This window comes from Variovorax palleresanus, from assembly GCF_051144945.1.
Lineage (GTDB): Bacteria > Pseudomonadota > Gammaproteobacteria > Burkholderiales > Burkholderiaceae_C > Variovorax > Variovorax paradoxus_S.
In genome coordinates this window covers 1,484,480-1,506,284 of sequence record NZ_JBJNVP010000002.1, presented here as the reverse complement: position 1 = coordinate 1,506,284, position 21,805 = coordinate 1,484,480, and the positions used below count along the sequence as shown (strand labels likewise).

Sequence of the window (21,805 nt, the reverse complement as noted above, 5' to 3'; positions counted from 1 at the left end):
CCTCAATCGACATATGCATATGGCCTTGCGGGATCGGCCCTGGCACGGCCTGGGTTAAATTCGCGGCGCAAAAACCTGCGCCCCGGCCCCCGCGGCATCCATCTTCAGCGAGCTCTTCATGATCATCAAACCGCGCGTGCGTGGCTTCATCTGCGTCACGACCCATCCCGCGGGCTGCGAGGCCAACGTCAGGCAGCAGATCGACTACGTCAAGGCCGAGGGAAGGATCGCGGGCGGGCCGAAGAGAGTGCTGGTCATCGGCGCATCGACCGGCTACGGCCTGGCCGCACGCATCACCGCGGCCTTCGGCTGCGGCGCCGACACGCTGGGCGTCTTCTTCGAGCGGCCCGGCAGCGAAAACAAGCCCGGCTCGCCAGGCTGGTACAACTCGGCCGCCTTCCACCGCGCAGCCGCGCAAGGGGGCCTCTACGCCAAGAGCATCAACGGCGACGGTTTTTCCGACGACGTGAAGCAGAAGGCCATCGATGCGATCCGCGAGGACCTGGGCCAGGTCGACCTCGTCGTCTACAGCCTGGCCGCGCCGCGGCGCACCCATCCGAAGACCGGCGAGGTCTTCAATTCGACGCTCAAGCCCATCGGCAAGGCCGTGAGCCTGCGCGGCCTCGACACCGACAACGAAGTCGTCAAGGACACCGTGCTCGAGCCGGCCACGCAGGAAGAGATCGACGACACCGTGGCCGTGATGGGAGGCGAAGACTGGCAGATGTGGATCGACGCACTGCAGGCCGCCGGCGTGCTGGCCGACGGTGCCAAGACCACCGCCTTCACCTACCTGGGCGAGCGGATCACGCACGACATCTACTGGAACGGCTCGATCGGCGCCGCCAAGAAGGACCTCGACCAGAAGGTGCTCGGCATCCGCGCCGGGCTGGCCGCCAAGGGCGGCGATGCGCGCGTCTCGGTGCTGAAGGCGGTTGTCACGCAGGCGAGCTCGGCGATTCCGGTGATGCCACTGTACCTGTCGCTGCTGTTCAAGGTCATGAAGGCCGAGGGCACGCACGAGGGCTGCATCGAGCAGGTCCATGGGCTTTTTGCCGACAGCCTCTACGGCAGCGCGCCGCACCTCGACGAGGAGGGCCGGCTGCGCGCGGACTACAAGGAACTGTCTCCGCAAGTGCAGGCGCGTGTGATGGCGCGCTGGCCCCAGGTCACGAGCCAGAACGTCCACGAACTCACCGATCTCGCCGGCTACAAGGCGGAGTTCCTGCGCCTTTTCGGGTTCGGCATCGACGGCGTGGACTACGAGGCTGACGTGAATCCCGACGTGGGAATTCCGAACCTCGTGCAGGCCTGACAGGCGCACAGAGGGATACTCCCGCCATGCAGATTCACGAAAAGCCACCCGTCGACACACCCTTCGAATGGATCGGCGGCGAACCCAGGGTGCAGGCGCTGGTCGATCGCTTCTACGACCTGATGGAACTCGAGCCGGCCTATGCGCAACTGCGCGCGGTGCACGGCACCAGCCTCGACAACGCGCGCCAGCGCCTCTTCTGGTTCCTGTGCGGCTGGCTCGGCGGACCGCAGCACTACACCGACCGCTTCGGCCATCCGATGCTGCGCGCGCGCCATCTGCCGCAAAGCATTGGCGGCCACAGCATCGGCATCAAGGAGCGCGACCAGTGGCTGGCCTGCATGGACCAGGCCATGGGCGAGACCGGCGTGCCCGAGGGATTGCGCGCGCGCTTGCGTGACTCTTTCTTCCAGACGGCCGACTGGATGCGCAATCGCGGCGAATAACAAGATAGACAACGACTCCGAAAGATCCTCTTCCATGAATTCCATCGTCATCATCGGCGGCGGCCACGCTGCGGCCCAGCTTTGCGCGGGGCTGGCTGAAGCCGGGCAGGGCGCTCGCGTGCACCTGGTCTGCGAGGAGGCTTGCGAGCCGTACCACCGGCCGCCGCTGTCGAAGGCCTTTCTCAAGAGCGCCGAGGAAACCACGCAGCCGCACAAGGCCGCTGACTGGTACCGCGAAGCGGGCATCACGCTGCACCTGGGCGACGCAGCGGTCGCCATCGACCGCGAGGCGCACACCGTCACCTTGCGTTCGGGCGCGATCCTGCCGTGGGAGCGGCTGGTGCTGGCCACCGGCACGCGTGCGCGCCAGATGCCCGACCTGAAGCCGGGGCTGGAGAACGTCGCCAGCCTGCGCGCGGCCGACGAAGCGCATCGCCTGCGTTCGCGGCTGGCTGCTGCGCAGCAGGTCACGGTGCTGGGCGGCGGCTTCATCGGGCTCGAAGTGGCGGCCACCGCCAAGGCGCTCGGCAAGAGCGTGCAGGTGATCGAGAGCGCGCCGCGGCTGCTGGGCCGCGCCGTGTCTCCCGAGCTGTCGGCGCACGTGCTCGCGACGCATCGCGCAGCGGGTATCGACATCGTGCTCGGCGCACGCACCGGCGCGTTCGAGGTCGAGGGCGAGCGGCTGCTGTCGATCCAGGTCAACGGCGTGAAGCAGCCTGTGGACCTGCTGCTGCTGGGCATCGGCGCGGTGCCCGAGACGGCGCTGGCGCAGGCCGCGGGCATCGAGTGCGCCGACGGCATCGTGGTCGATGGCCACATGCAGACCAGCGCGGCCGACGTGCTCGCCGTGGGCGACTGCACGCGCTTTCCCGATCGCCGCGCAGGCCGCGCGCTCCGGCTCGAATCGGTGCAGAACGCGAACGACCAGGCGCGCACGGCCGTGGCCACGCTGACCGGCGCGCCGCGCCCGCACGACGTCGTGGCGTGGTTCTGGTCCGACCAGGGCAGCATGCGCCTGCAGATGGCGGGCCTGATGCCGGCGGAGGGCACGCCGGGCCTGTCCAGCGTGCGCCGCGCCGGCCCCAAGCCCGATGCGTTCTCGCTGTTCCATTATGTCGACGGGCAGCTCGCATGCGTCGAATCGGTCAATGCGCCGGTCGATCACATGATGAGCCGCAAGCTGCTCGAAGCGGGCCGCAGCCCCGATGCGGCGGCGGTGGCGGATGCGTCGATCCCGCTGAAGAACCACTTGTCCTAGCGGCCTGCCGCGGTCAACGCCGAGCCGGGGCCAGCAGCACCACCAGCGCGCCGGCTCCGCCTTCGGCGGGCTTGGCCTGCACGAAGGCGATCACCTCGTTCTTCTGGATCAGCCAGCGCTGCGTCTTGGTCTTGAGCACCGGCTGCCTGCCCGGCGAGCCCAGGCCCTTGCCGTGCACCACGCGCACGCAGCGCAGCCCTTGCTTGTACGCGTTGCGGATGAAGCCGCCAAGCGCCTCGCGCGCTTCGTCGCTGCGCAGGCCGTGCAGGTCGACCTGTGCCTGGATGCTCCAGTCGCCCTTGCGCAGCCGCGCGGTCACGTCGGTGCCGATGCCCGGTCGGCGAAAGCTCATGGCGTCGTCCACGTCGAGCAGGGTGGTCACGTCGAATTCGTCGGACAGCGACTCGCGCAGCACGCGCTGTTCGTCGAGCTGGTGCTGCACGGGGATGGGTGCCGGCGGCTCGGGCGCGAGCGGCACCGCGGCCTTGCGGCGAAGCGGCTCTGTGGCACCGATGGCGCGCGTGAACAGGTCTTTCTCGGCGGCGCGCTTGCGTTCCGCAGCGGCCCTGGCGGCTGCGGCGGCCGCTTCGCGCTCGCGGGTTTCGGCCAGCGCGCGCTGCACCTGCTTCAGGTCCGCCAGGTTCTTGATGGGCGGCGTGCGGGAAGCCATCAGAGCAGCCCTTTCTCGGCCATTGACAAGCTCTGGCCGGCGCTGACGATCACGTGGTCGAGCACGCGCACGTCGATCAGCGCGAGCGCAGCGCCCAGCGTTTGCGTCAGCGACTCGTCGGCCCGGGAGGGTTCGATGCTGCCGCTCGGATGGTTGTGCGACAGCACCACGGCCGCGGCCCGGTGGTGCAGCGCGCGCGTGACCACTTCGCGCGGGTAGACGCTGGTCTGGGTGAGCGTTCCGCGAAACAGCTCCTCGAGCACGATCAGCCGGTGCTGCGCGTCGAGAAACAGCACCGCAAACACCTCGTAGGCGCGCGAACCGATGTGCAGCTGCAGGTACTGCTTGACTGCCTCGGGCGAGTCGAACACCGCGCGCTCCTTGAGGCGCTCGGCCATGGCGCGGCGCGCCAGTTCGAGCACTGCGATGAGTTCGGCGCGCTTGGCGTCGCCGCCCATGCCCTTGATCACCTTCAGATCCTCGGCGCCGGTCTGGAGCAGCCCCGAAAGGCCTCCGAAGTGGTCGAGCAGCTCCTGGGCGAGCTGGAGCACGTTTTTTCCGGCCACGCCCGTGCGCAGCAGCAACGCCAGCAATTCGGCGTCGGCCAGCGCGCCGGCACCCCGCGCGATGAGTTTTTCGCGCGGGCGGGCGTGGGCGGGGAGATCCTTGAATGCCATCGGAAACCTGGTGAAACCCTGAAAGGGCAGGCGAACGCGCCCGCTCCTTAAAATGCAGTCCAGTTTATCGGGACACCCACCTTGTCTTTGCCTACCTCCACTGCACCCATGTCCCACGTTGTGACTTCCGGCTCGTTCCTGACCCTGCACTACCGGCTGGCCGGTCCGGCGGGCGACATCATCAACACCTTCACCGACAAGCCCGCGACCCTGTCGCTGGGCACCGGCGAGCTTTCGCCCGCCATGGAGCAGCGGCTCATGGGCCTGGAAGAGGGCACGCACGCCACCTTCGAGCTGCCCGCCGGCGAGGCCTTTGGCGAGCGCAACCCCGAGATGCAGCAATGGGTGGCCAGGAAGCTGCTGGCGCAGATGGGCGACCCCGACGAGCAATACGCGGTCGGCGACGTGGTGCAGTTTCCCACGCCCGACGGCACGGGCAGCTACGCGGGCGCGGTGGTCGAATCGAACGAGACCGCGGTGCGCTTCGATTTCAACCATCCGCTGGCCGGACAGCCCGTGACCTTCGAGGTGCGCCTGATCGGAGTGCTATGAACCCGAGCCTCGAAGAAGTCATCCTCGCCGAACCGCGCGGCTTTTGCGCGGGCGTGGACCGCGCCATCGAGATCGTCGAGCGTGCCCTTGCCAAGTTCGGCGCGCCCATCTATGTGCGCCACGAGATCGTGCACAACACCTATGTCGTGAACGAACTCAAGGCCAAGGGCGCGATCTTCATCGAAGACCTGGCCGACGTGCCGCCCGGCGCCACGCTGGTGTTCAGCGCGCACGGCGTGAGCAAGGCGGTGCAGCAGGAGGCGCGCGACCGCGGCTTCGAAATTTTCGACGCCACCTGCCCGCTGGTGACCAAGGTGCACGTCGAGGTCGCCAAGCTCGCCAAGGAAGGCTACGAATTCATCATGATCGGCCACAAGGGGCACCCAGAGGTCGAAGGCACCATGGGCCAGCTTTCGAGCGGCATCCACCTGGTGGAAGACGTGGAAGACGTGGCCAAGGTGGCGCCCGCGCAGACCGACAAGCTCGCGGTCGTCACGCAGACCACGCTCAGCGTGGACGATGCGGCCGAAATCGCGGCCGCCGTGCGCGCGCGTTTCCCGAAGGTGCGCGAGCCCAAGCAGCAGGACATTTGCTACGCCACGCAGAACCGCCAGGACGCGGTCAAGATCATGAGCCCGCAGGTCGACCTGGTGATCGTGGTCGGCAGCCCCACCAGCTCCAACAGCAACCGGCTGCGCGAACTGGCAGAGCGCCTCGGCACCGAAAGCTACATGGTCGATTCGGCCGACGAGCTCAAGCCCGAATGGTTCGAGGGCAAGGGCCGCATCGGCCTCACGGCTGGCGCCTCGGCCCCTGAAGTGCTGGTGCGCGAGGTGATCGAGCGGGTGAGGGCGCTCGGCGCGGTGTCGGTCCGCAAGATGGACGGCATCGAGGAAACCATCAAGTTTCCGCTCCCCAAGGGCCTCAAGCTCGACGACATTCCTCCTCCTGGACATATCTCTTGACCAACGAAAACACCGACTGGCGCCTTGAAATAGACGGCGCCTCCCGCCGGCTGCGCGAACGCTCCGGCACCTTCCTGCGCCAGACGCCGCTCTGGAAATTGCCGGCTTCCGCTTTCGGCATCGAAGTGCCCGGCGTGGAGCTGTGGCTCAAGCTCGAGCACATGCAGGTGAGCGGCAGCTTCAAGGCGCGCGGCATGATGAACCGCCTGCTGGCCAACGACATTCCCGCGAGCGGCGTGGTCGTGGCCTCGGGCGGCAATGCCGGCATTGCCACCGCGGCGGCCGCCAAGGCGCTGGGCGTGCGCTGCCAGGTGTTCCTGCCCGGCGTCTCGCCCGAAGCCAAGCGTGCGCGGCTGCGGGCACTGGGGGCCGAAGTGATCGTTGTCGGCGAGCTGTACCCGGACGCGCTGGCTGCCTGCCTCACGCGCCAGAAGGAAACCGGCGCCCTGCTGACCCATGCCTATGACCAGCCCGAAGTCGTGGCCGGCGCGGGCACGCTGGGGGTCGAAATCGAAGCCGAGGGCGGCCTGCCCGACGCGGTGCTCGTGAGCGTCGGTGGGGGCGGCCTGATCGGCGGCCTCGCCGGCTGGTTCCAAAAGCGCGCCCGCGTGGTGGCGCTCGAACCCGAGAAGGCGCCCACGCTGTTCCGCGCCCGTGAGGCCGGCGAGCCGGTCGACGTCGATGTGGGCGGCATCGCGGCCGATTCGCTCGGCGCGCGACGCATCGGCGCCATCTCGTGGGAAATTACCCAGAAGTACGTGCAGGACGCGCTGCTGCTGTCCGACGAATCCATCCGCGCCGCGCAGCAGTGGCTGTGGAAGGAACTGAAGCTCGCCGTGGAGCCGGCCGCCGCGCTGCCGCTGGCGGCGCTGCAGACCGGCGCCTACCTGCCGCGCGAAGGCGAGAAGGTGTGCCTGATCGTCTGCGGCGCGAACGTCGACCCCGCCACCGTCGCCTGAAGTCCTTTTATTTTTCGCAGTTGACCATCCACGGCACGCCGAACTTGTCCTTCAGCATGCCGAAGCCGACGGCCCAGAACTGCGGGCCGTACGGCATCGTCACTTCGCCGCCCTCGGCCAGCGCGTCGAAGAGCTTTTTCCCTTCGTCCACGTTGTTGCCCTGCACCGACAGCGAAAAGCCCTTGTGGCCCTCGAAGGGCATGCCAGGCGGCATGTCGGAGGCCATCAGCTGGTGGCCGCGAGCCTCCAGCGTGGCGTGCATGATCTTTTCCTTGTACGCGGCGGGTGTTTCGGCGCCCATGGGGCTTTCGCCGAACGTCATGCTGAAGATGACCTTGCCGCCCAGCGCCTTCGCGTAGAAGGCCAGTGCCTCGGCCGCGTTGCCGTTGAATGTCAGATAGGCTTGCATCGCTCTTTCCCTTCGGTTGAGGTGTGGGGAGGAAGATGCTACGCCCACCTAAAATCCCCCCATGCTTGACATCACTCTGCTCCGCAAGGACCTGGCCTCCGCCGTCGCCGGCCTCGAAAAACGCAAGAAAAACCAGCCCTACCTCGACGTGGCGGCGTTCACCACGCTCGAGGCCGAGCGCAAGACGCTGCAAACCCGCACCGAGGAAATCCAGGCCCGCCGCAATACGCTGAACAAGCAGATCGGCCCGCTCAAGGCCAAGGGCGAATCGACCGATGCGCTGATGGCCGAAGTCAACGCGCTCAAGGCCGAGCAGGAATCGCAATCCAGGCGCCTCGAAGAAATCCAGCCCGAACTGCAGGCGCTGCTGCTCGCGGTGCCCAACCTGCCGCATGCCAGCGTGCCGGTCGGCGAGGACGAAACCGCCAATGTCGAAATGCGCCGCTGGAGCCCCCAGGGCGGCGCCGGCGCCAATGCCGCGCCGCTGGCGTTCACGCCAAAGGACCATGTGGACCTTGGCGCGCCGCTGGGGCTCGACTTCGAGATGGGCGCCAAGCTCGCGGGCTCGCGCTTCACCGTCATGAAGGGGCCGATTGCCCGCCTGCACCGAGCGCTCGCGCAGTTCATGCTCGACATCCAGACCGAGAAGCACGGCTATGCCGAGTGCTACGTGCCCTACATCGTCAACGCCGCCACCTTGAGCGGCACTGGCCAGCTGCCCAAGTTCGAAGGCGACCTGTTCGCCGCCAAGAAGGGCGGCCAGGACGGCGAACCCGCGCCCGACCATTCGGCGCTCTACCTCATTCCCACCAGCGAAGTGCCGCTGACCAACTTCGTGCGCGACGAGGTCGTGGCCGAGGCGCAGCTGCCGATCAAGCTCACGGCCCACACGCCGTGCTTCCGCTCCGAAGCCGGCAGCGCGGGCCGCGACACGCGCGGCATGATCCGCCAGCACCAGTTCGACAAGGTCGAGATGGTGCAGATCGTCCACCCCGAGAAGAGCTACGAAGCGCTCGAACAGATGACCGGCCACGCCGAGGCCGTGCTGCAGGCGCTGGAGCTGCCGTACCGCGTGGTGCTGCTGTGCACCGGCGACATGGGCTTTGGCGCCACCAAGACCTACGACCTGGAGGTGTGGCTGCCGGCGCAGGACACGTACCGCGAGATCAGCTCGGTGTCCAATTGCGAAGCCTTCCAGGCGCGCCGCCTGCAGGCCCGGTTCAAGAACGCGCAGGGCAAGAACGAACTCGTCCATACGCTCAACGGCTCGGGCCTGGCGGTCGGCCGCACGCTGGTGGCGGTGCTCGAAAACCACCAGAACGAAGACGGCTCGATCAGCATCCCCGCCGCGTTGCGGCCTTACCTGGGCGGGAAGGAACTGCTGCGCGGCTGATGGCCCCGGGGCTTCAAAACCCCCGTTTTTGTCTGCTAGAATCGCAGGCTCGACAGCACCGGAGAGGTGGCAGAGTGGTCGAATGTACCTGACTCGAAATCAGGCGTACTAGCGATAGTACCGAGGGTTCGAATCCCTCCCTCTCCTCCAGAATGGCCCCGCAAAGGGGCTATTTTTTTGCCTGTCTTTTTTCCTGTCTTCCCGCCGACTTCCTTCGCTCGGCCGCCCGCGCCGGCAAAACAATACCTTTCGTTTCCCGGCCTTTGCGCTTCGTTCGCAGGGCCCATCAAGGTGCCGTGCCGATGCCCGGGAAGGCCGCATCCGCCCGTTAAGATCGCCACCTCTTCATTCCCCGCAACTTGCGGGCGGTTCCTGTAGTCGAAAACTAAAAAGAGGGCTCAGCGCCACATGGCCAATGCGTCGATCGCGAGCGTGACACCGGTCCCGGCTTCGGCCGATGAAGCTGAATCGTGGGTACGCGGCGAGCTGATCCGCAGTCTGATGCGGTCCGCACGCGGGTCCTACATGGTCTCGGCGGCGCTCATGCCGTTGATGGTCGGCCTCAACTGGAGCTACATCCCGCACTGGGAGTTGCTCACGTGGCTGGCCGCAGGCTTCATTGCCACCGCTTGCCGTGCCTGGGGCGCCAAGGTCTATGCCGTGCGCTATGCGGGCCGGAGCGCAGCCGCGCAGCAGCAGTTCACCGAGCGCTACGGTTTCATCTGGAGCACCAGCGCGGTGGTCTGGGGCGCGTCGATCCTGCTGTTCTTCGAGCGCACGCCGCAGGTCAACCAGTTCATGAGCTGGCTCATCGTGGCCGGCGTCGGCACTTTTCCGCTCAACGGGCTGGCGCTGCACCCGCCGCTGCTCAAGCGCTACGTCAATACGCTGTTCATCACGATGCTCGGAGCGGTTCTGATCCGGCTCGTGAGCATCAACATCGTGGAGCCGCATTTCCAGTACGGCTTCCTGATGCCGATCTTGCCGATCCTGCATTGGTTTCTGCTGCTGCGCGCGGGGCGCCACATCCACGAGACGGCGCGCAACAGCCTGGAACTGCTGTTCCACAACCACATCCTGATCAAGTCGCTCACGCAGCAGCGGCAGGCCGCGGTGGCGGCCGTGGCCATGAAGAACCGCTTCCTGGCCAGCGCCGCGCACGACATGCGCCAGCCCGTGCTGGCCTTGTCCCTGTACGCCGACTGGCTGCGCAACGAGCCGGAGCTGGTGCTGGAACTCGCGCCCAAGATCGTTCGCGCCACGCATGCCGTGAACGCGCTGTTCGACTCCATGTTCGATCTGGCGCGCATCGACTCGGGCCAGGTGCGGCTGCACATCGAGCGCGTGGACGTGGCCGAGCTGCTCCATGACCTCGAACTGCAGTACCGCCCCGTGGCCGAAAGCCGCGGCCTCGATTTTCGCGTGCACGTGACCGAGGGCAGCTTCCTCACCGACCCGATCCGCGTGCGCCGCATGATCGGCAACCTGCTTGCCAACGCCATCAAGTACACCACCGACGGCGGCGTGCTGCTGGCCTCGCGGCAAACGCGCGACGGCCTGCGCATCGAGGTGTGGGACACCGGCATCGGCATTGCGCCCGAACACCTGCGCGACGTGTTCCTGGAGTTCTACAAGGTCGCCGACCACGCCGGCACCTCCGACGGCTTCGGCCTCGGCCTTGCCATCGTCGCCCGCCTGTCGCACGTCCTCGGCCACCCCGTCAGCGTGCGCTCCCGCCTCGGCAGCGGCAGCGTGTTTCGCGTCGCACTGCACGACGCCGACGAAGCCGTCGCCCAAGCCCGCGTCAGCGCCTCCGGCGGCTGACACCCTTGCCCCAATAAAAAACCGCGCACGAGGCGCGGTTTGATTCCTTCCAGAAACACCGCGGAACCGGCTTTGCCGGGCCGGTGGTGTTGCCCCCGGAAGGGGGTTGGCGAAGCGACACGAAGTGCGCGAAGACTGGGGGAGAGCCAAGCTCTACCGAGGAACCGGCTTCGCCGGGCCTCTGGTGTTGCCCCCGGTAGGGGGTTGGCGAAGCGACACGAAGTGCGCGCAGACTGGGGGCGAGCCTAGTTGCTTGAAATCAACCCATTGGTACGCGCATAGTGCAGCGCCTGCGTGCGGCTCTTCACGCCCAGCCGGCGGAACAGGCGCCACAGGTGCACCTTCACCGTGTGCTCGCTGATCTCCAGGTCGGTGGCGATGTCGCGGTTGCTCATGCCCTTGTCGAGCATGGCAATCAGCTGCGTCTGGCGCTTGGAGAGCTTGCTGTTGCTGGCCAGCGCGGGCTCTTCCCCTTCTTCGGAGCCGGCCATCAGCAGGCCGCGCAGGGCCGCGGTCAGCTCGGCCGAGCTGGCCGACTTCTCGATGTACGTGTCGGCGCCCGCTTCGATGCAGGCGTCTTCCATGTCCCCGGCCGGCGCCGCCGAATACACGGCGATCGGCACGTTGGGGTAGACCTGCTTGACCGCGACCACGCCCGAAACGCCGTTGGTGTCGGGCAGCTTCAGGTCCAGGCAGAAGAGGGTGGGCGCACCGCGCTGCTGGACCGAACTCGCGAGCTTGTCGAGACGCTCGAGCTCGACGATATTCTCGGCCGGCCGCAGGCGCCGCAACACCATCACGATGGCGTCGCGCATCAGGGGGTGGTCGTCGATGACATAAATGCTCATGTTTTCTTCCTTAGTGATCGCACCGTCTTCTTTCGTCTTCCTCGGCGGGTAGCCGATGGATATTGCCGGATCAACTCCCGTTGGTAGGGGCTGTTGCTTCCGCCAGTGCCTCCAGCGCCTCGTTCGCGGCGCGTAATTCTTCCGGCCCGGCCGGCTCGAGCCGGTCGGCCAGCGTGGCCAATGCCGCGCCACGCTGCTGCTGCAAGGCGGCAATGGCACGGCCGGCTTCCTGCGGCGAGGCAAAACCGCGGCTCTGCAGCAGGGCGGTGCCGTGCGCATCGAGCAGCTTGAAATAGAACAGCCCGTCGCGCTCGCGGTACTGCTTGAAACTCGGCTTGGCAACCTTGGCCTTGCGGGCGCCGTCCTTGCCGCTGCCCGCCGCGAGGTTGCGCAGGCCCACGGCATGGCGCAGCTCGGCCATGAAGGGGCGGGCCAGCTTGCGGGCCTTCTCGGCGCCGATGAGCAGAATGCGCTCGATCTCCGCCGGGTCGTTCATCAGCGCTTCGTAGCGCGCACGCAGCGGCGCCACTTCGAGGTCGATGCGCTCGAACAGCATCTGCTTCGCGTCGCCCCAGCCGATGCCTTCGGCATAAGCCTTGCGCAGCGCCTCGGTTTCTTCGGCGGTGGCAAAGGCCTGGTAGATCTGGAACAGCGCCGAGCCCTCTGTGTCCTTGGGTTCGCCGGGCGCGCGCGAGTCGGTCACGATGCTGGCAATCTGCTTTTGCAGCTGCGCACGCGGCGCGAACATGGCAATGGTGTTACCGTAGCTCTTGCTCATCTTGCGGCCGTCCAGGCCAGGCAGGGTGGCCACCGCATCGTCGATCTCGGCTTCGGGCAGCGTGAAGTGCTCGCCGTACTGGTGGTTGAAGCGCTGCGCCATGTCGCGCGCCATTTCGATGTGCTGCACCTGGTCGCGCCCCACGGGCACCTTGTGCGCGTTGAACATCAGGATGTCGGCGCCCATCAGCACCGGGTACATGAAGAGGCCGGCCGTCACGTCGGCATCCGGGTCTTCGCCCTTGGCGATGTTCTTGTCGAGCTGCGCCTTGTAGGCATGGGCGCGGTTGAGCACGCCCTTGCCGGTCACGCAGGTGAGGAACCAGGTCAGCTCGGGAATCTCGACAATGTCCGACTGGCGGTAGAAGGTGACGCGTTCCGGATCGAGTCCGCAGGCCAGCCAGCTGGCGGCAATCTCGAGCGTCGAGCGCTGGATGAGTGCCGGCTCCTGCACCTTGATGAGCGCGTGGTAGTCGGCCAGGAAGAAAAAGCTCTCGACGCCCGGCGCGACGCTCTGCCGCACCGAATGGCGGATCGAGCCGACGTAATTGCCGAGGTGCGGCGTGCCGGACGGCGTGATGCCGGTCAGGACGCGCAGGGGAGCGGAAGAAGACGTAGCCATGGGAGAGGAACTTAACGCAGCAAAGCCGTGAGCGGTGAGATAAGCAGGTTGATGACGGTGTATCCGACGTCCATCAGCGGACGCAGCCAGAAGGTGCTGACGATGCCCGCGAGCACCAGGCCCATCACGATGAAGAAGCCGAAGGGCTCGATGCGCGCCAGGAAATTCTGCGCCGCACCGTTGGGAAGCAGGCCCGCGAGCACGCGGCCGCCGTCCAGCGGAGGCAGCGGAAATAGGTTGAAAGCCCACATCACGAGGTTGACCAGCACGCCGCCCTGCGCCATCTTGATGAAAAAGGTTTCATCCACGCCGGTTGCAATGAGCCCGACCAGCACCAGCGCCCAAAGAATGGCCTGCACGAAATTCGATGCCGGCCCGGCCAGCGCCACCCAGATCATGTCGCGCTTCGGATGGCGCAGGCGCTCGAAGTTCACCGGCACCGGTTTGGCGTATCCGAAAAGAAAGGCTCCAGAAGTGGCAAAGTACAGCATCAGCGGCATCAGGATGGTCCCGATGGGGTCGATGTGCTTCATCGGGTTGAGCGTGACGCGGCCCATCACTTCGGCTGTGTTGTCGCCGAAATGGCGCGCCACATAGCCGTGCGCCGCCTCATGCACCGTGATCGCGAAGACCACGGGCAGTGCGTAAATAAGTACCGTCTGTATCAGGTTGGAAATATCCACTGTGCGATTGTGTCAGACAGAGTGAAAGCTTCGGTGCCGCTTGTCAGAGGCCGAGCACCGCCAGCGCGCCGCGGCCCTGCCGCACCACCACCGGATCGTCGCCCGAGCCCATGGGCGTGAGGTCCACCACAGTGGTGGGTTGCGAAGGGCAGGCGCCCGCGTCGATGACGGCGCCGATCTGCTTCTCGAAGCGCTCGCGAATGGTCTGCGCGTCGTTCAGCGCCTCGGTTTCTCCCGGCGCGATCAGCGTGGTGGCCAGGAGCGGCGCGCCGTGCAGCATCAGCAGTTCGAGCAGCACCTTGTGGTCGGGCACGCGCAGGCCGATGGTCTTGCGCTGCGGGTGGCTCACGCGCCGCGGCACCTCCTTGGTGGCTTCGAGCAGGAAGGTGTAGGGCCCGGGCGTGGCGGCTTTCAGCAGCCGGTATTGTTTGTTGTCCACACGCGCGTAGTTGGCCAGCTCGCTCAGGTCGCGGCAGATCAGCGTGAGGTGATGCTTCTCGTCGACCTGGCGGATGCGGCGCAACTGGTCGACCGCGTCCTTGTCGTCCAGATGGCAGGCCAGCGCGTAGCTCGAATCGGTGGGCACGGCCACGATCTCTCCGCGCTGCAGCAGCGCCGCCGCCTGCTTCAAGAGGCGTTGCTGGGGGTTGTCGGGATGGACTTCGAAGTACTGGGCCATGAAGAAAAAAGCTCCTGATCAGGATTCCGCCGGTTCGATGGGCACCCGGCGCTCGCGCACGGTGAGCCAGGCGCCGGCAGCGCCGCAGACGGCGATCATCGCCATGCCGATGAGCGAGAAGCGGTCGGGCACGTGCGAAAAGACAAGCCAGCCGCCCAGCATGGCAAAGGCGATCTGCGCATAGAGGTACGGCGTGAGCGTGGAGGCCGGCGCGCGCTGGTAGGCCAGGATGAGAATGAAATGCCCCACCGTGCCCATGAAACCCATGAGGCACAGCAAGGCCCACCAGTGCCACGAGGGCAGCGCCGTCCAAACGAAGGGCAGCGTGAGCGAGGCGATCAGCGCGCCGACCCAGCCGGTATAGAAATGCATGGTCAGCGGATTCTCGGTTTGCGCCAGCTTGCTCGTGAGCACCTGGAACCACGCATTGGTCAGCACCAGCCCCACGGGCAGCAGCACGGCCCAGCTGAATGCACCGCCGCCCGGCCGCAGGATGACCAGCGTGCCGATGAATCCCCCCGCCACCAGCACCCAGCGCAGCGGTGAGACATGCTCCTTGAGCGTGGTGGCCGCGAGCAGCGTGATGACCAGCGGCGCGACCAGCACGATCGACGTGAACTCGGCCAGCGGCATGTAGCGCAGGCTCAGGAAGGCCAGCGTGCTCGACACCAGCAGCAGCGCGCCGCGCAGCAGCTGGTAGCGCGGATGCTGCGTGCGCAGCAGCGCGGTGCCGTGCCGCGGCAGCAGCACCGCCGTGGTGGCCACCGCCTGGAAGGCATAGCGGAACCACACCCCCATGAGGATCGGCACGGCGGCGGTGGACGTCTTGGTGGCGGTGTCGAGCGTGGCAAAGCAGGCCACCGCCACCAGCACCAGGCCGATGCCCGCGAGGATGCGTCCGGATTCGGTGTCGCGCGCCTGGCGCGACGCGGCGCGGGCGCTCGCCAGTGCCGCCGTTGCCGCGCTGTCGGTGCCGGGCCCGTGGGTCTGGCTCACTGCTGGATGCGGTCGCTGAGCAGTTCCCACACCGGCGTGAGCGCACCGGGCAACGGTGGCAGCTTGCCGAGATCGCAGTGGCTTTCGTCGGGACTGTGGAAATCGCTGCCGCGCGAAGCGGCGAAATCGAACTCGAGCGCCTTGTCGGCGTACTCGACGTATTCGGCCGTCGTATGGCTGCCGGTGACGACCTCGATCGCCTGCCCGCCATGCGCCTTGAATTCGAGGAACAGCGCGTATTCCTCGTTCGCCGTGAACTTGTAGCGCCCCGGGTGCGCGATGACGGCCATGCCCTTGGCGGCCGTGATCCAGTGCACCGCATCCTTCAACGAGGCCCAGCGGTGCGGCACGTAGCCGGGCTTGCCTTCGGTCAGGTACTTGCGGAACACCTCGGACGTGTCGCGGCAGTGGCCCTGCTCGACCAGGAAGCGCGCGAAGTGGGTGCGCGAGATCAGCTCCGGGTTGCCGACGAACTTGAGCGCGCCTTCGTAGGCGCCGTGGATGCCGACCTTGGCCAGCCCCTCGGACATTTCCTGCGCGCGCTTGCCGCGGCCGCCGCGTGTGTCGTAGAGGCCCTGTGTCATCGCGGCGTCGGCGGGGTCGAAACCCAGGCCGACGATGTGCACCGTCTCGTTGGCGAAGGTCACCGAGATCTCGGTGCCGGTGAGATAGCGGATGCCGTTGGCGCGTGCCGCGGCGGCTGCGCGGTACTGGCCGCCGACCTCGTCGTGATCGGTGAGCGCCCAGAGCTCGACCCCGTTGGCTGCCGCGCGCGCGGCCAGTTCCTCGGGCGTCAGGGTGCCGTCGGAGACCACGGAATGGCAGTGCAGATCGGCATTGAGAATGGTGGACACAACGTCATTCTATTGGGTCTGGAAATCGATGCAGGCGCATGGATGCTATTGTGGTTGCTATTAAATAAATAGCATTACTGCGCCTGCCGATGCGCCTCAGCGCTTCTTGCGGAATGCCGTCCAGGCGGCCACAGCGGTAAAGCTGGCAACGATTGCCACCACGATCCAGAACCCGTGCTTGTGCTCCGCCAGCGGAATGCCGCCCACGTTCATTCCAAACAGGCCTGCGAGGATGTTGATCGGCAGCGCGAGCACGGTCACCACCGTCAGCACGAACAGGCTGCGGTTGTTGTCCTCGTTCACGTTGGCGGCAATTTCTTCCTGCAGCAGCTTGATGCGCTCCTGCAGTGCCTGCATGTCGCGCAGCACCACCGAGAACTCTTCGGTCGAGCCGCGCAGCTCCTGCACGTCGGGCTCTGCCATCCAGCCCGGCGGCCCTTGCAGCAGGCGGAAGAGGGCGGCGGGTTCGGGCGCCAAGAGGCGCTGCAGCCGCACCAGCAGCCGGCGCAGCACGCCGAGCCGCGCGCGCTTGTGGTCGAGCCGGCCGGCAAGCAGCTCGTCCTCGATGCGGTCGATGCGCGAAGTGACGCCGCGCACGATCTTCACCAGCACGTCGGCCTGCGCGCGCAGCAGGTGCTCGAGCAGCTCGGTGCTCGAGCGCGGCGCGTCCCCGGCCTTGACCGCCGTGCGCAGCGCATCGACCGAGCGCAACGGCTTGGCGCGCGCCGTGACCACCAGGCGCGGCCCCACGCTGATCCAGAGCGTCGAGATGTCCGAGGGCTCGAAGCTGAACTCGAAGTGCACGTCGTTGATGACCGCTATCAGCGAATCGTCAGCACGCTCGATGCGCGTGGAGGGCAGGCCCTCGTGCAGCGTTTCGTAGAAGGTGTCGGACAGCTGCGCATGGCGCAACAGCCAGCGCTCGGCCTGGGCGTGGCTCAGGTTGAAGTGCAGCCAGAGGAATGCGGGGGAACTCGCGCGGCCCGGCGCTGCGATGGGGCCGTCCTGTACCGCACCCGTATCCAGCCAGGCCGCAGCCTGCGCCGAATCGATGGCCCGCACAGGCTCCGGCGCATCGGCGTCGAACAGGTAGCCGCAGATCAGCCCGGCTTCGTCGCCGCCGTACGAATTGGCGGCCAGGTCATGGAGTGCCGGCAAGGTGCGTGTGGATCAGGAAAGACAAAAGGGTGTGTCCCGGATGGTGTTCGCCATTTATGACAACTTCGTGTCGGCGGATTGCAGGTTGTCACGCGATGGTCATATGCGGCGGGCAGCATGCTTTGTTCTACCCCACACCTCTTCTCCTTGCCATGATGCTGACGAGCGCACTTCCAGACCACGAAGACCTGATGCAACGCATCGCCCGCGACCTGATCGACAGCTATGACGAAGAGCTAGAGCTGGAGATCGAGGACCGCAACATCGACGGGCTCGACCCCGCGGCGCAAACAACCGACAAGGCTGCTCGCCAGGCCTACTTCAAGGAGCTGTTCCGCCTGCAGGGCGAGCTCGTGAAGCTGCAGGACTGGGTGCAGCACAGCAAGCAGAAGGTGGTCATTCTTTTCGAAGGCCGCGACGCGGCGGGCAAGGGCGGCGTCATCAAGCGCATCACCCAGCGCCTGAACCCGCGCGTGGCCCGCGTGGCCGCGCTGCCCGCCCCCAACGACCGCGAGCGCACGCAGTGGTACTTTCAGCGTTATGCCGCGCACCTGCCGGCCGCCGGCGAAATGGTGCTGTTCGACCGCAGCTGGTACAACCGCGCCGGCGTCGAGCGCGTGATGGGCTTTTGCAGCGACGACGAATACGAAGAGTTCTTCCGCACCGTGCCGGAGTTCGAGAAGATGCTGGTGCGCTCGGGCATCAAGCTCATCAAGTACTGGTTCTCCATCACCGACGACGAGCAGCACATGCGCTTTCTCGGCCGCATTCACGATCCGCTCAAGCAATGGAAGCTGAGCCCCATGGATCTCGAAAGCCGCCGCCGCTGGGAGGAATACACCAAGGCCAAGGAGATCATGCTGGAGCGCACGCACATTCCCGAAGCGCCCTGGTGGGTGGTGCAGGCGGTTGACAAGAAGAAGGCACGGCTGAACTGCATCAGCCACCTGCTGGGCCAGCTGCCCTACCAGGAGGTGCCGCATCCGCCGGTCGACCTGCCGGCGCGCGAGCGCCATGCGGACTATTTGCGCCAGCCCGTGCCGGCCGACATGATCGTGCCGGAAATCTACTGAGGCCTCGCGGCCGTTTGGCCGGCCGGCGCTTTGCCCTCACACTGCGCCCATGGTCCGTCGTTCCACTGCATCCCTGTTCGCCCGCGCCTACGAGCGCAACCTGAAGGCACTCACCAAACTCACGCTCAGCAACAGCAAGCGCGTGACGGGCCAGGTGCAGCGCGCCACCGCCAAGCGGCTCAAGCCGCCGCCCGGCAGGGGCGACTGGCTCAGCGGCATGGCGCTGGGCCCCGGCGGTGCACGCGGCTATCACCTGTTCCGTCCCGTCGACCTGAAGCTCGCGCCCGGCGAAAAGCTGCCGCTCATGGTCATGCTGCACGGCTGTGGCCAGACGGGGCGCGACTTTGCGGCCAGCACGCGCATGAATACGCTGGCAGTGCGGCAGCGCTTCCTGGTGCTGTACCTGGAGCAAGACAGGCTGGCCCATCCCCAAGGCTGCTGGAACTGGTATGAGCGCCGCTCGGGCAAGGCCGATGCCGAGGCCGCCACGTTGATGGCGGCCATCGACCAGGCCTGCGTGCTGTATCCGGTCGACCGCGAGCGCATTGCACTGGCCGGCCTTTCGGCCGGTGCCAGCATGGCGGCGCTGCTGGCCACGCGCTACCCGCTGCGCTTTCGCGCCGTGGTCATGCATTCGGGCGTGGCGCCGGGTGCGGCAAAGTCTTCGGCCACCGCCCTTGGCGCGATGCGCGGACAGCACACGCCGCCCATGCCGTCCACCGCGGTCGGCAAGGCGATGGGCGCGGCTGCCGTCTTTGCAACCTTGCCGCCGATGCTGGTGCTGCATGGCACCGCAGATGCCGTGGTGGCGCCGAGCAATGCCGTCAGCAGCGCGGCCGTATGGGCCACGGCCCTGGGTGCCAAGCCGGGGACGCCGCGCACGCTTCAACGCGGCAAGCGGCACCCCATGCAGGTGACCGAGTTCCGGCGCAAAGGCCGCGCGGTGGTCACGCTGTGCGAAATTGAGCGCCTGGGGCACGCGTGGAGCGGCGGCGCTTCCCGGCTGCTTTTCAGCGACCCGGGAGGGCCCGATGCGACGCGCATGGTCTGGGCCTTTGCGGTGGCCCAATTCAAGCGCGAGGCCCGAAGTTTGATTTCGGCCGCGAATGCCTAGTCCAGCCTGGGCGGCGGCAGTTCAGAGAGCTTCGAGGCTACGCGCTCGCATGCTGCGATCAGATCGCGGACGATGCGCTCATCCACATTCAGGTTGCCTTCGTACTCGCCGAGGTTTCGTATTTCGTGGCCTTTGGCCAATACCCTCCACACCTCCGGTCCCAACTCCAACGTATGGGGCAACACCTGGAAGACGATGAAGCGGTTGCTCGACCGATAGCCATGCCAACGCAGCGCTGCGAGGCACATGGCATGCGCGGCGTTGTATGCGAGATCGAATCGGCCCTCGACGGAGAGTTGCATCACCTGGGCATCCGCCAGGCGTGCAAGGCCAGAACGCAGCAGGCCCGCGAATTCGCGAGCATCCGGGGGTTCTGCGGTGAGCGGCTTGGTCGGGCCGCACAGGTTTTCAAGCGGGGAGGGCATGCGCGTCACCGATGACCCAGAGCTTGGGCTGTTCCATGACGCGCTTCACGAACGACTCGCCGTCTTTGTGCTTTCGCATCAGTTCTTTTCTTGTGAACATGGTCGGGTTCACTGTACGGCCAAGACGTGCCGACACTGCATCGAGGGCGAGAAACAGGTCCGAATACGCAAGTTCTTCACTGATCAGCAGCAAGTCGATGTCGCTGGAGGCCGTATCCCTGTTCTTGGCCACCGAGCCGAATACGAAGGCGGCTTCGATTTTTGCGGCGAGCGGTTCCAAGGCTTCGCGCAGCGGACCTGCGAGGCCGAAGGTCTTGCGAACAATGCTGCTCAACTCGTCGTAGATCGGCGCCGCGGCGTTGGCTTGATAGTGCTTCTGGTTGCCCACGCGTGATGTGATGAGCAAGCCGCTGTCGGTCAATTGCTTGAGCTCGCGCTGCACCGCGCCGGAGCCTGCGCCGGTGAGCTTGATCAATTCGGTGGAAAAGAAACTGCGGTCCGGCTGCCCGAAGAGATAGCCAAGCACGCGTTGCTGGGTGGTCGTGAACAGGGCATCCGCCAAGCTGGCGGGCCTCTCGATCTGCGCGGCGGGCGACAAGAACTTACCCATTTTGGGCATTTTAAAGCCCAAAATGGGTTTTTGCCACGAGGATCACGCGCGTAGAAAGAGTGTGTGGCCGAGCCGAATTGCAGGTCGGCCGCCCTGAGTACCTCCGTGTACGCCACCCGGCGTATTTCTCGCGGGCGGGCGAATCCGCAGACTCCCTTCCATCGTCCGGCCAGCCGGCGACAAAGGTTTCAACCACCCTGGAGCAGGAGTCCACATGCAACGTCGTTTCACACTCAAGGCGCTTACCGCCGCCGTCGCCCTGGCCAGCATCTCCGCTGCGCCGGCCTTTGCCGCCGACACCATCAAGGTCGGCGTGCTGCACTCGCTGTCGGGCACGATGGCCATCTCGGAAACCGTGTTGAAAGACACGGTGCTGATGGCCATCGAGGACATCAACAAAAAGGGCGGCGTGCTGGGCAAGCAGCTCGAGCCCGTGGTGGTCGATCCGGCTTCCAACTGGCCGCTGTTCGCCGAGAAGACCAAGCAGCTGCTCGGCCAGGACAAGGTGTCGGTGATCTTCGGCTGCTGGACTTCGGTGTCGCGCAAGTCGGTGCTGCCGGTGGTCGAGGAAATGAACGGCCTCCTGTTCTACCCCGTGCAATACGAAGGCGAAGAGCTGTCGAAGAACGTGTTCTACACGGGCGCCGCGCCCAACCAGCAAGCCATTCCGGCCGTTGACTACCTGATGAGCAAGGAAGGCGGCGGCGCCAAGCGCTGGGTGCTGCTGGGCACCGACTATGTGTACCCCCGCACCACCAACAAGATCCTGCGCGCCTACCTGAAGAGCAAGGGCGTGAAGGACACCGACATCGACGAGAAGTACACCCCCTTCGGCCACAGCGACTACCAGACCATCGTCGCCGACGTCAAGAAGTTCTCGGCCGGCGGCAAGACGGCCGTGGTGTCGACCATCAACGGCGACTCCAACGTGCCGTTCTACAAGGAACTCGGCAACGCCGGCCTCAAGGCCAAGGACGTGCCGGTGGTGGCCTTCTCGGTGGGTGAAGAAGAACTGCGCGGCGTGGACACCAAGCCGCTGGTCGGCCACCTGGCCGCATGGAACTACTTCATGTCGATCAAGAACCCGACCAACACGGCGTTCATCAAGCAGTGGGGCGATTACGCCAAGGCCAAGAACATTGCCGGCCACAAGGACAAGCCGCTCACCAACGACCCGATGGAAGCCACCTGGATCGGCATCCACATGTGGAAGCAGGCCGTCGAGAAGGCCAAGAGCACCGACACCGACAAGGTGATCGCGGCGATGGCCGGCCAGACCTTCACGGCGCCCTCGGGCATCGTGTCGAAGATGGACGAGAAGAACCATCACCTGCACAAGAGCGTGTTCATCGGCGAGATCAAGGCCGACGGCCAGTTCAGCGTGGTGTGGAAGACGCCGGGCCCGGTCAAGGCCAAGCCGTGGAGCCCGTACATCGAAGGCAACGACAAGAAGCCTGACCAGCCGGCTGGCAAGTCGCTGTAATTCGTCGGCAAGTCC

23 protein-coding genes and 1 tRNA gene are annotated in these 21,805 nt (G+C 66.2%); 12 read left to right on the top strand and 12 right to left on the bottom strand.

Annotated features, from left to right (window positions below; genetic code table 11):
• Positions 1 to 118: 118 nt before the first annotated feature.
• Genes fabV through ACJ7Z0_RS10795 form a run of 3 tightly spaced genes read left to right on the top strand, consistent with a single transcriptional unit; the run spans position 119 to position 3,019 of the window.
• Positions 119 to 1,315, top strand: a complete 1,197-nt coding sequence (gene fabV, locus ACJ7Z0_RS10805; RefSeq protein WP_434789862.1) for an enoyl-ACP reductase FabV — start codon at positions 119 to 121, stop codon at positions 1,313 to 1,315.
• A 26-nt stretch (positions 1,316 to 1,341) separates the two neighbouring features.
• Entirely contained in the window at positions 1,342 to 1,761 is a 420-nt protein-coding gene (locus ACJ7Z0_RS10800) for a group II truncated hemoglobin (protein ID WP_434789861.1), read from the top strand.
• A gap of 34 nt (positions 1,762 to 1,795) precedes the next feature.
• Positions 1,796 to 3,019: an NAD(P)/FAD-dependent oxidoreductase gene (locus tag ACJ7Z0_RS10795; protein WP_434789860.1), complete on the top strand. Its 1,224-nt coding sequence runs from the start codon at positions 1,796 to 1,798 to the stop codon at positions 3,017 to 3,019.
• Between the two features lie 13 nt (positions 3,020 to 3,032).
• On the opposite strand, the gene ACJ7Z0_RS10790 is transcribed toward ACJ7Z0_RS10795, so the two are convergent.
• Positions 3,033 to 3,689, bottom strand: a complete 657-nt coding sequence (locus ACJ7Z0_RS10790) for a Smr/MutS family protein (RefSeq protein WP_434789859.1) — start codon at positions 3,687 to 3,689, stop codon at positions 3,033 to 3,035.
• Positions 3,689 to 4,366: a RadC family protein gene (gene radC, locus ACJ7Z0_RS10785; RefSeq protein WP_434789858.1), complete on the bottom strand. Its 678-nt coding sequence runs from the start codon at positions 4,364 to 4,366 to the stop codon at positions 3,689 to 3,691. The genes ACJ7Z0_RS10790 and radC overlap by 1 nt, the downstream gene beginning before the upstream one ends.
• Positions 4,367 to 4,474: 108 nt before the next feature.
• Here radC and ACJ7Z0_RS10780 point away from each other — a divergent pair, with 108 nt between their 5' ends.
• From ACJ7Z0_RS10780 to ACJ7Z0_RS10770, 3 genes are read left to right on the top strand one after another with little or no spacing between them, the layout of a single operon-like run.
• Positions 4,475 to 4,918, top strand: coding sequence for an FKBP-type peptidyl-prolyl cis-trans isomerase (locus tag ACJ7Z0_RS10780; protein ID WP_431128457.1), 444 nt, complete (start codon positions 4,475 to 4,477; stop codon positions 4,916 to 4,918).
• The gene (gene ispH / locus ACJ7Z0_RS10775; RefSeq protein ID WP_434789857.1) at positions 4,915 to 5,883 is read left to right on the top strand and encodes a 4-hydroxy-3-methylbut-2-enyl diphosphate reductase; all 969 of its coding nucleotides are present in this window, start codon (positions 4,915 to 4,917) and stop codon (positions 5,881 to 5,883) included. The genes ACJ7Z0_RS10780 and ispH overlap by 4 nt, the downstream gene beginning before the upstream one ends.
• Positions 5,880 to 6,842, top strand: coding sequence for a threonine/serine dehydratase (locus tag ACJ7Z0_RS10770; protein WP_434789856.1), 963 nt, complete (start codon positions 5,880 to 5,882; stop codon positions 6,840 to 6,842). The genes ispH and ACJ7Z0_RS10770 overlap by 4 nt, the downstream gene beginning before the upstream one ends.
• A 7-nt stretch (positions 6,843 to 6,849) precedes the next feature.
• Here ACJ7Z0_RS10770 and ACJ7Z0_RS10765 read toward each other — a convergent pair whose 3' ends face one another.
• Positions 6,850 to 7,251, bottom strand: coding sequence for a VOC family protein (locus tag ACJ7Z0_RS10765; protein WP_431128466.1), 402 nt, complete (start codon positions 7,249 to 7,251; stop codon positions 6,850 to 6,852).
• Between the two features lie 61 nt (positions 7,252 to 7,312).
• Between ACJ7Z0_RS10765 and serS the strand changes: the two genes are divergently transcribed.
• From serS to shkS, 3 genes are all read left to right on the top strand, one after another.
• Positions 7,313 to 8,644 carry a serine--tRNA ligase gene (gene serS, locus ACJ7Z0_RS10760; protein ID WP_434789855.1) on the top strand — a complete coding sequence of 444 codons (1,332 nt, stop codon included), beginning with the start codon at positions 7,313 to 7,315 and terminating at the stop codon, positions 8,642 to 8,644.
• Positions 8,645 to 8,704: 60 nt separating this feature from the next.
• Positions 8,705 to 8,794 (top strand) — tRNA-Ser (locus ACJ7Z0_RS10755).
• Between the two features lie 258 nt (positions 8,795 to 9,052).
• Complete coding sequence (gene shkS / locus ACJ7Z0_RS10750; RefSeq protein WP_431128472.1) at positions 9,053 to 10,468, top strand: surface-behavior sensor histidine kinase ShkS; 1,416 nt, start codon at positions 9,053 to 9,055, stop codon at positions 10,466 to 10,468.
• Between the two features lie 245 nt (positions 10,469 to 10,713).
• Here shkS and ACJ7Z0_RS10745 read toward each other — a convergent pair whose 3' ends face one another.
• The 7 genes from ACJ7Z0_RS10745 to ACJ7Z0_RS10715 all read right to left on the bottom strand — a co-directional run bounded on the left by ACJ7Z0_RS10745 (position 10,714) and on the right by ACJ7Z0_RS10715 (position 17,085).
• Entirely contained in the window at positions 10,714 to 11,316 is a 603-nt protein-coding gene (locus ACJ7Z0_RS10745; protein WP_369654971.1) for a response regulator transcription factor, read from the bottom strand.
• A 70-nt stretch (positions 11,317 to 11,386) separates the two neighbouring features.
• On the bottom strand, positions 11,387 to 12,715 hold the full coding sequence (locus tag ACJ7Z0_RS10740; protein ID WP_434789854.1) for a tryptophan--tRNA ligase: 1,329 nt from the start codon (positions 12,713 to 12,715) through the stop codon (positions 11,387 to 11,389).
• A gap of 11 nt (positions 12,716 to 12,726) precedes the next feature.
• A complete protein-coding gene (locus ACJ7Z0_RS10735; RefSeq protein WP_434789853.1) occupies positions 12,727 to 13,398 on the bottom strand; it encodes a site-2 protease family protein in 672 nt (223 codons plus the stop codon).
• Positions 13,399 to 13,441: 43 nt separating this feature from the next.
• The gene (locus tag ACJ7Z0_RS10730) at positions 13,442 to 14,077 is read right to left on the bottom strand and encodes an L-threonylcarbamoyladenylate synthase (protein WP_307641132.1); all 636 of its coding nucleotides are present in this window, start codon (positions 14,075 to 14,077) and stop codon (positions 13,442 to 13,444) included.
• Positions 14,078 to 14,095: 18 nt separating this feature from the next.
• Positions 14,096 to 15,073, bottom strand: coding sequence for a DMT family transporter (locus ACJ7Z0_RS10725; RefSeq protein ID WP_434789852.1), 978 nt, complete (start codon positions 15,071 to 15,073; stop codon positions 14,096 to 14,098).
• On the bottom strand, positions 15,070 to 15,927 hold the full coding sequence (locus ACJ7Z0_RS10720) for a 3',5'-nucleoside bisphosphate phosphatase (protein WP_434789851.1): 858 nt from the start codon (positions 15,925 to 15,927) through the stop codon (positions 15,070 to 15,072). Before ACJ7Z0_RS10720 ends, ACJ7Z0_RS10725 begins: the two co-directional genes overlap by 4 nt.
• Positions 15,928 to 16,023: 96 nt before the next feature.
• Positions 16,024 to 17,085, bottom strand: a complete 1,062-nt coding sequence (locus ACJ7Z0_RS10715; protein WP_434789850.1) for a transporter — start codon at positions 17,083 to 17,085, stop codon at positions 16,024 to 16,026.
• Between the two features lie 155 nt (positions 17,086 to 17,240).
• Here ACJ7Z0_RS10715 and ppk2 point away from each other — a divergent pair, with 155 nt between their 5' ends.
• Both ppk2 and ACJ7Z0_RS10705 read left to right on the top strand, forming a co-directional pair.
• On the top strand, positions 17,241 to 18,158 hold the full coding sequence (ppk2, locus tag ACJ7Z0_RS10710; RefSeq protein ID WP_431132156.1) for a polyphosphate kinase 2: 918 nt from the start codon (positions 17,241 to 17,243) through the stop codon (positions 18,156 to 18,158).
• A 49-nt stretch (positions 18,159 to 18,207) separates the two neighbouring features.
• Entirely contained in the window at positions 18,208 to 19,272 is a 1,065-nt protein-coding gene (locus ACJ7Z0_RS10705) for an extracellular catalytic domain type 1 short-chain-length polyhydroxyalkanoate depolymerase (protein ID WP_434789849.1), read from the top strand.
• Here ACJ7Z0_RS10705 and ACJ7Z0_RS10700 read toward each other — a convergent pair.
• Both ACJ7Z0_RS10700 and ACJ7Z0_RS10695 read right to left on the bottom strand, forming a co-directional pair.
• Positions 19,269 to 19,697, bottom strand: coding sequence for a hypothetical protein (locus ACJ7Z0_RS10700; protein ID WP_434789848.1), 429 nt, complete (start codon positions 19,695 to 19,697; stop codon positions 19,269 to 19,271). The genes ACJ7Z0_RS10705 and ACJ7Z0_RS10700 overlap by 4 nt on opposite strands.
• On the bottom strand, positions 19,681 to 20,295 hold the full coding sequence (locus tag ACJ7Z0_RS10695; RefSeq protein WP_434789847.1) for a nucleotidyltransferase domain-containing protein: 615 nt from the start codon (positions 20,293 to 20,295) through the stop codon (positions 19,681 to 19,683). The genes ACJ7Z0_RS10700 and ACJ7Z0_RS10695 overlap by 17 nt, the downstream gene beginning before the upstream one ends.
• Before the next feature lie 226 nt (positions 20,296 to 20,521).
• On the opposite strand from ACJ7Z0_RS10695, the gene urtA reads away from it, so the two are divergent.
• Positions 20,522 to 21,790, top strand: a complete 1,269-nt coding sequence (urtA, locus tag ACJ7Z0_RS10690; protein ID WP_431128501.1) for an urea ABC transporter substrate-binding protein — start codon at positions 20,522 to 20,524, stop codon at positions 21,788 to 21,790.
• Positions 21,791 to 21,805: the final 15 nt, after the last annotated feature.

Excerpts from the sequence above, each read along its gene's own strand:
- fabV (WP_434789862.1), top strand. The coding sequence starts at position 119 with ATGATCATCAAACCGCGCGTGCGTGGCTTCATCTGCGTCACGACCCAT.
- ACJ7Z0_RS10800 (WP_434789861.1), top strand. The coding sequence starts at position 1,342 with ATGCAGATTCACGAAAAGCCACCCGTCGACACACCCTTCGAATGGATC.
- ACJ7Z0_RS10795 (WP_434789860.1), top strand. The coding sequence starts at position 1,796 with ATGAATTCCATCGTCATCATCGGCGGCGGCCACGCTGCGGCCCAGCTT.
- ACJ7Z0_RS10790 (WP_434789859.1), bottom strand. The coding sequence starts at position 3,689 with ATGGCTTCCCGCACGCCGCCCATCAAGAACCTGGCGGACCTGAAGCAG.
- radC (WP_434789858.1), bottom strand. The coding sequence starts at position 4,366 with ATGGCATTCAAGGATCTCCCCGCCCACGCCCGCCCGCGCGAAAAACTC.
- ACJ7Z0_RS10780 (WP_431128457.1), top strand. The coding sequence starts at position 4,475 with ATGTCCCACGTTGTGACTTCCGGCTCGTTCCTGACCCTGCACTACCGG.
- ispH (WP_434789857.1), top strand. The coding sequence starts at position 4,915 with ATGAACCCGAGCCTCGAAGAAGTCATCCTCGCCGAACCGCGCGGCTTT.
- ACJ7Z0_RS10765 (WP_431128466.1), bottom strand. The coding sequence starts at position 7,251 with ATGCAAGCCTATCTGACATTCAACGGCAACGCGGCCGAGGCACTGGCC.
- serS (WP_434789855.1), top strand. The coding sequence starts at position 7,313 with ATGCTTGACATCACTCTGCTCCGCAAGGACCTGGCCTCCGCCGTCGCC.
- shkS (WP_431128472.1), top strand. The coding sequence starts at position 9,053 with ATGGCCAATGCGTCGATCGCGAGCGTGACACCGGTCCCGGCTTCGGCC.
- ACJ7Z0_RS10745 (WP_369654971.1), bottom strand. The coding sequence starts at position 11,316 with ATGAGCATTTATGTCATCGACGACCACCCCCTGATGCGCGACGCCATC.
- ACJ7Z0_RS10740 (WP_434789854.1), bottom strand. The coding sequence starts at position 12,715 with ATGGCTACGTCTTCTTCCGCTCCCCTGCGCGTCCTGACCGGCATCACG.
- ACJ7Z0_RS10730 (WP_307641132.1), bottom strand. The coding sequence starts at position 14,077 with ATGGCCCAGTACTTCGAAGTCCATCCCGACAACCCCCAGCAACGCCTC.
- ppk2 (WP_431132156.1), top strand. The coding sequence starts at position 17,241 with ATGCTGACGAGCGCACTTCCAGACCACGAAGACCTGATGCAACGCATC.
- ACJ7Z0_RS10705 (WP_434789849.1), top strand. The coding sequence starts at position 18,208 with ATGGTCCGTCGTTCCACTGCATCCCTGTTCGCCCGCGCCTACGAGCGC.
- ACJ7Z0_RS10700 (WP_434789848.1), bottom strand. The coding sequence starts at position 19,697 with ATGCCCTCCCCGCTTGAAAACCTGTGCGGCCCGACCAAGCCGCTCACC.
- urtA (WP_431128501.1), top strand. The coding sequence starts at position 20,522 with ATGCAACGTCGTTTCACACTCAAGGCGCTTACCGCCGCCGTCGCCCTG.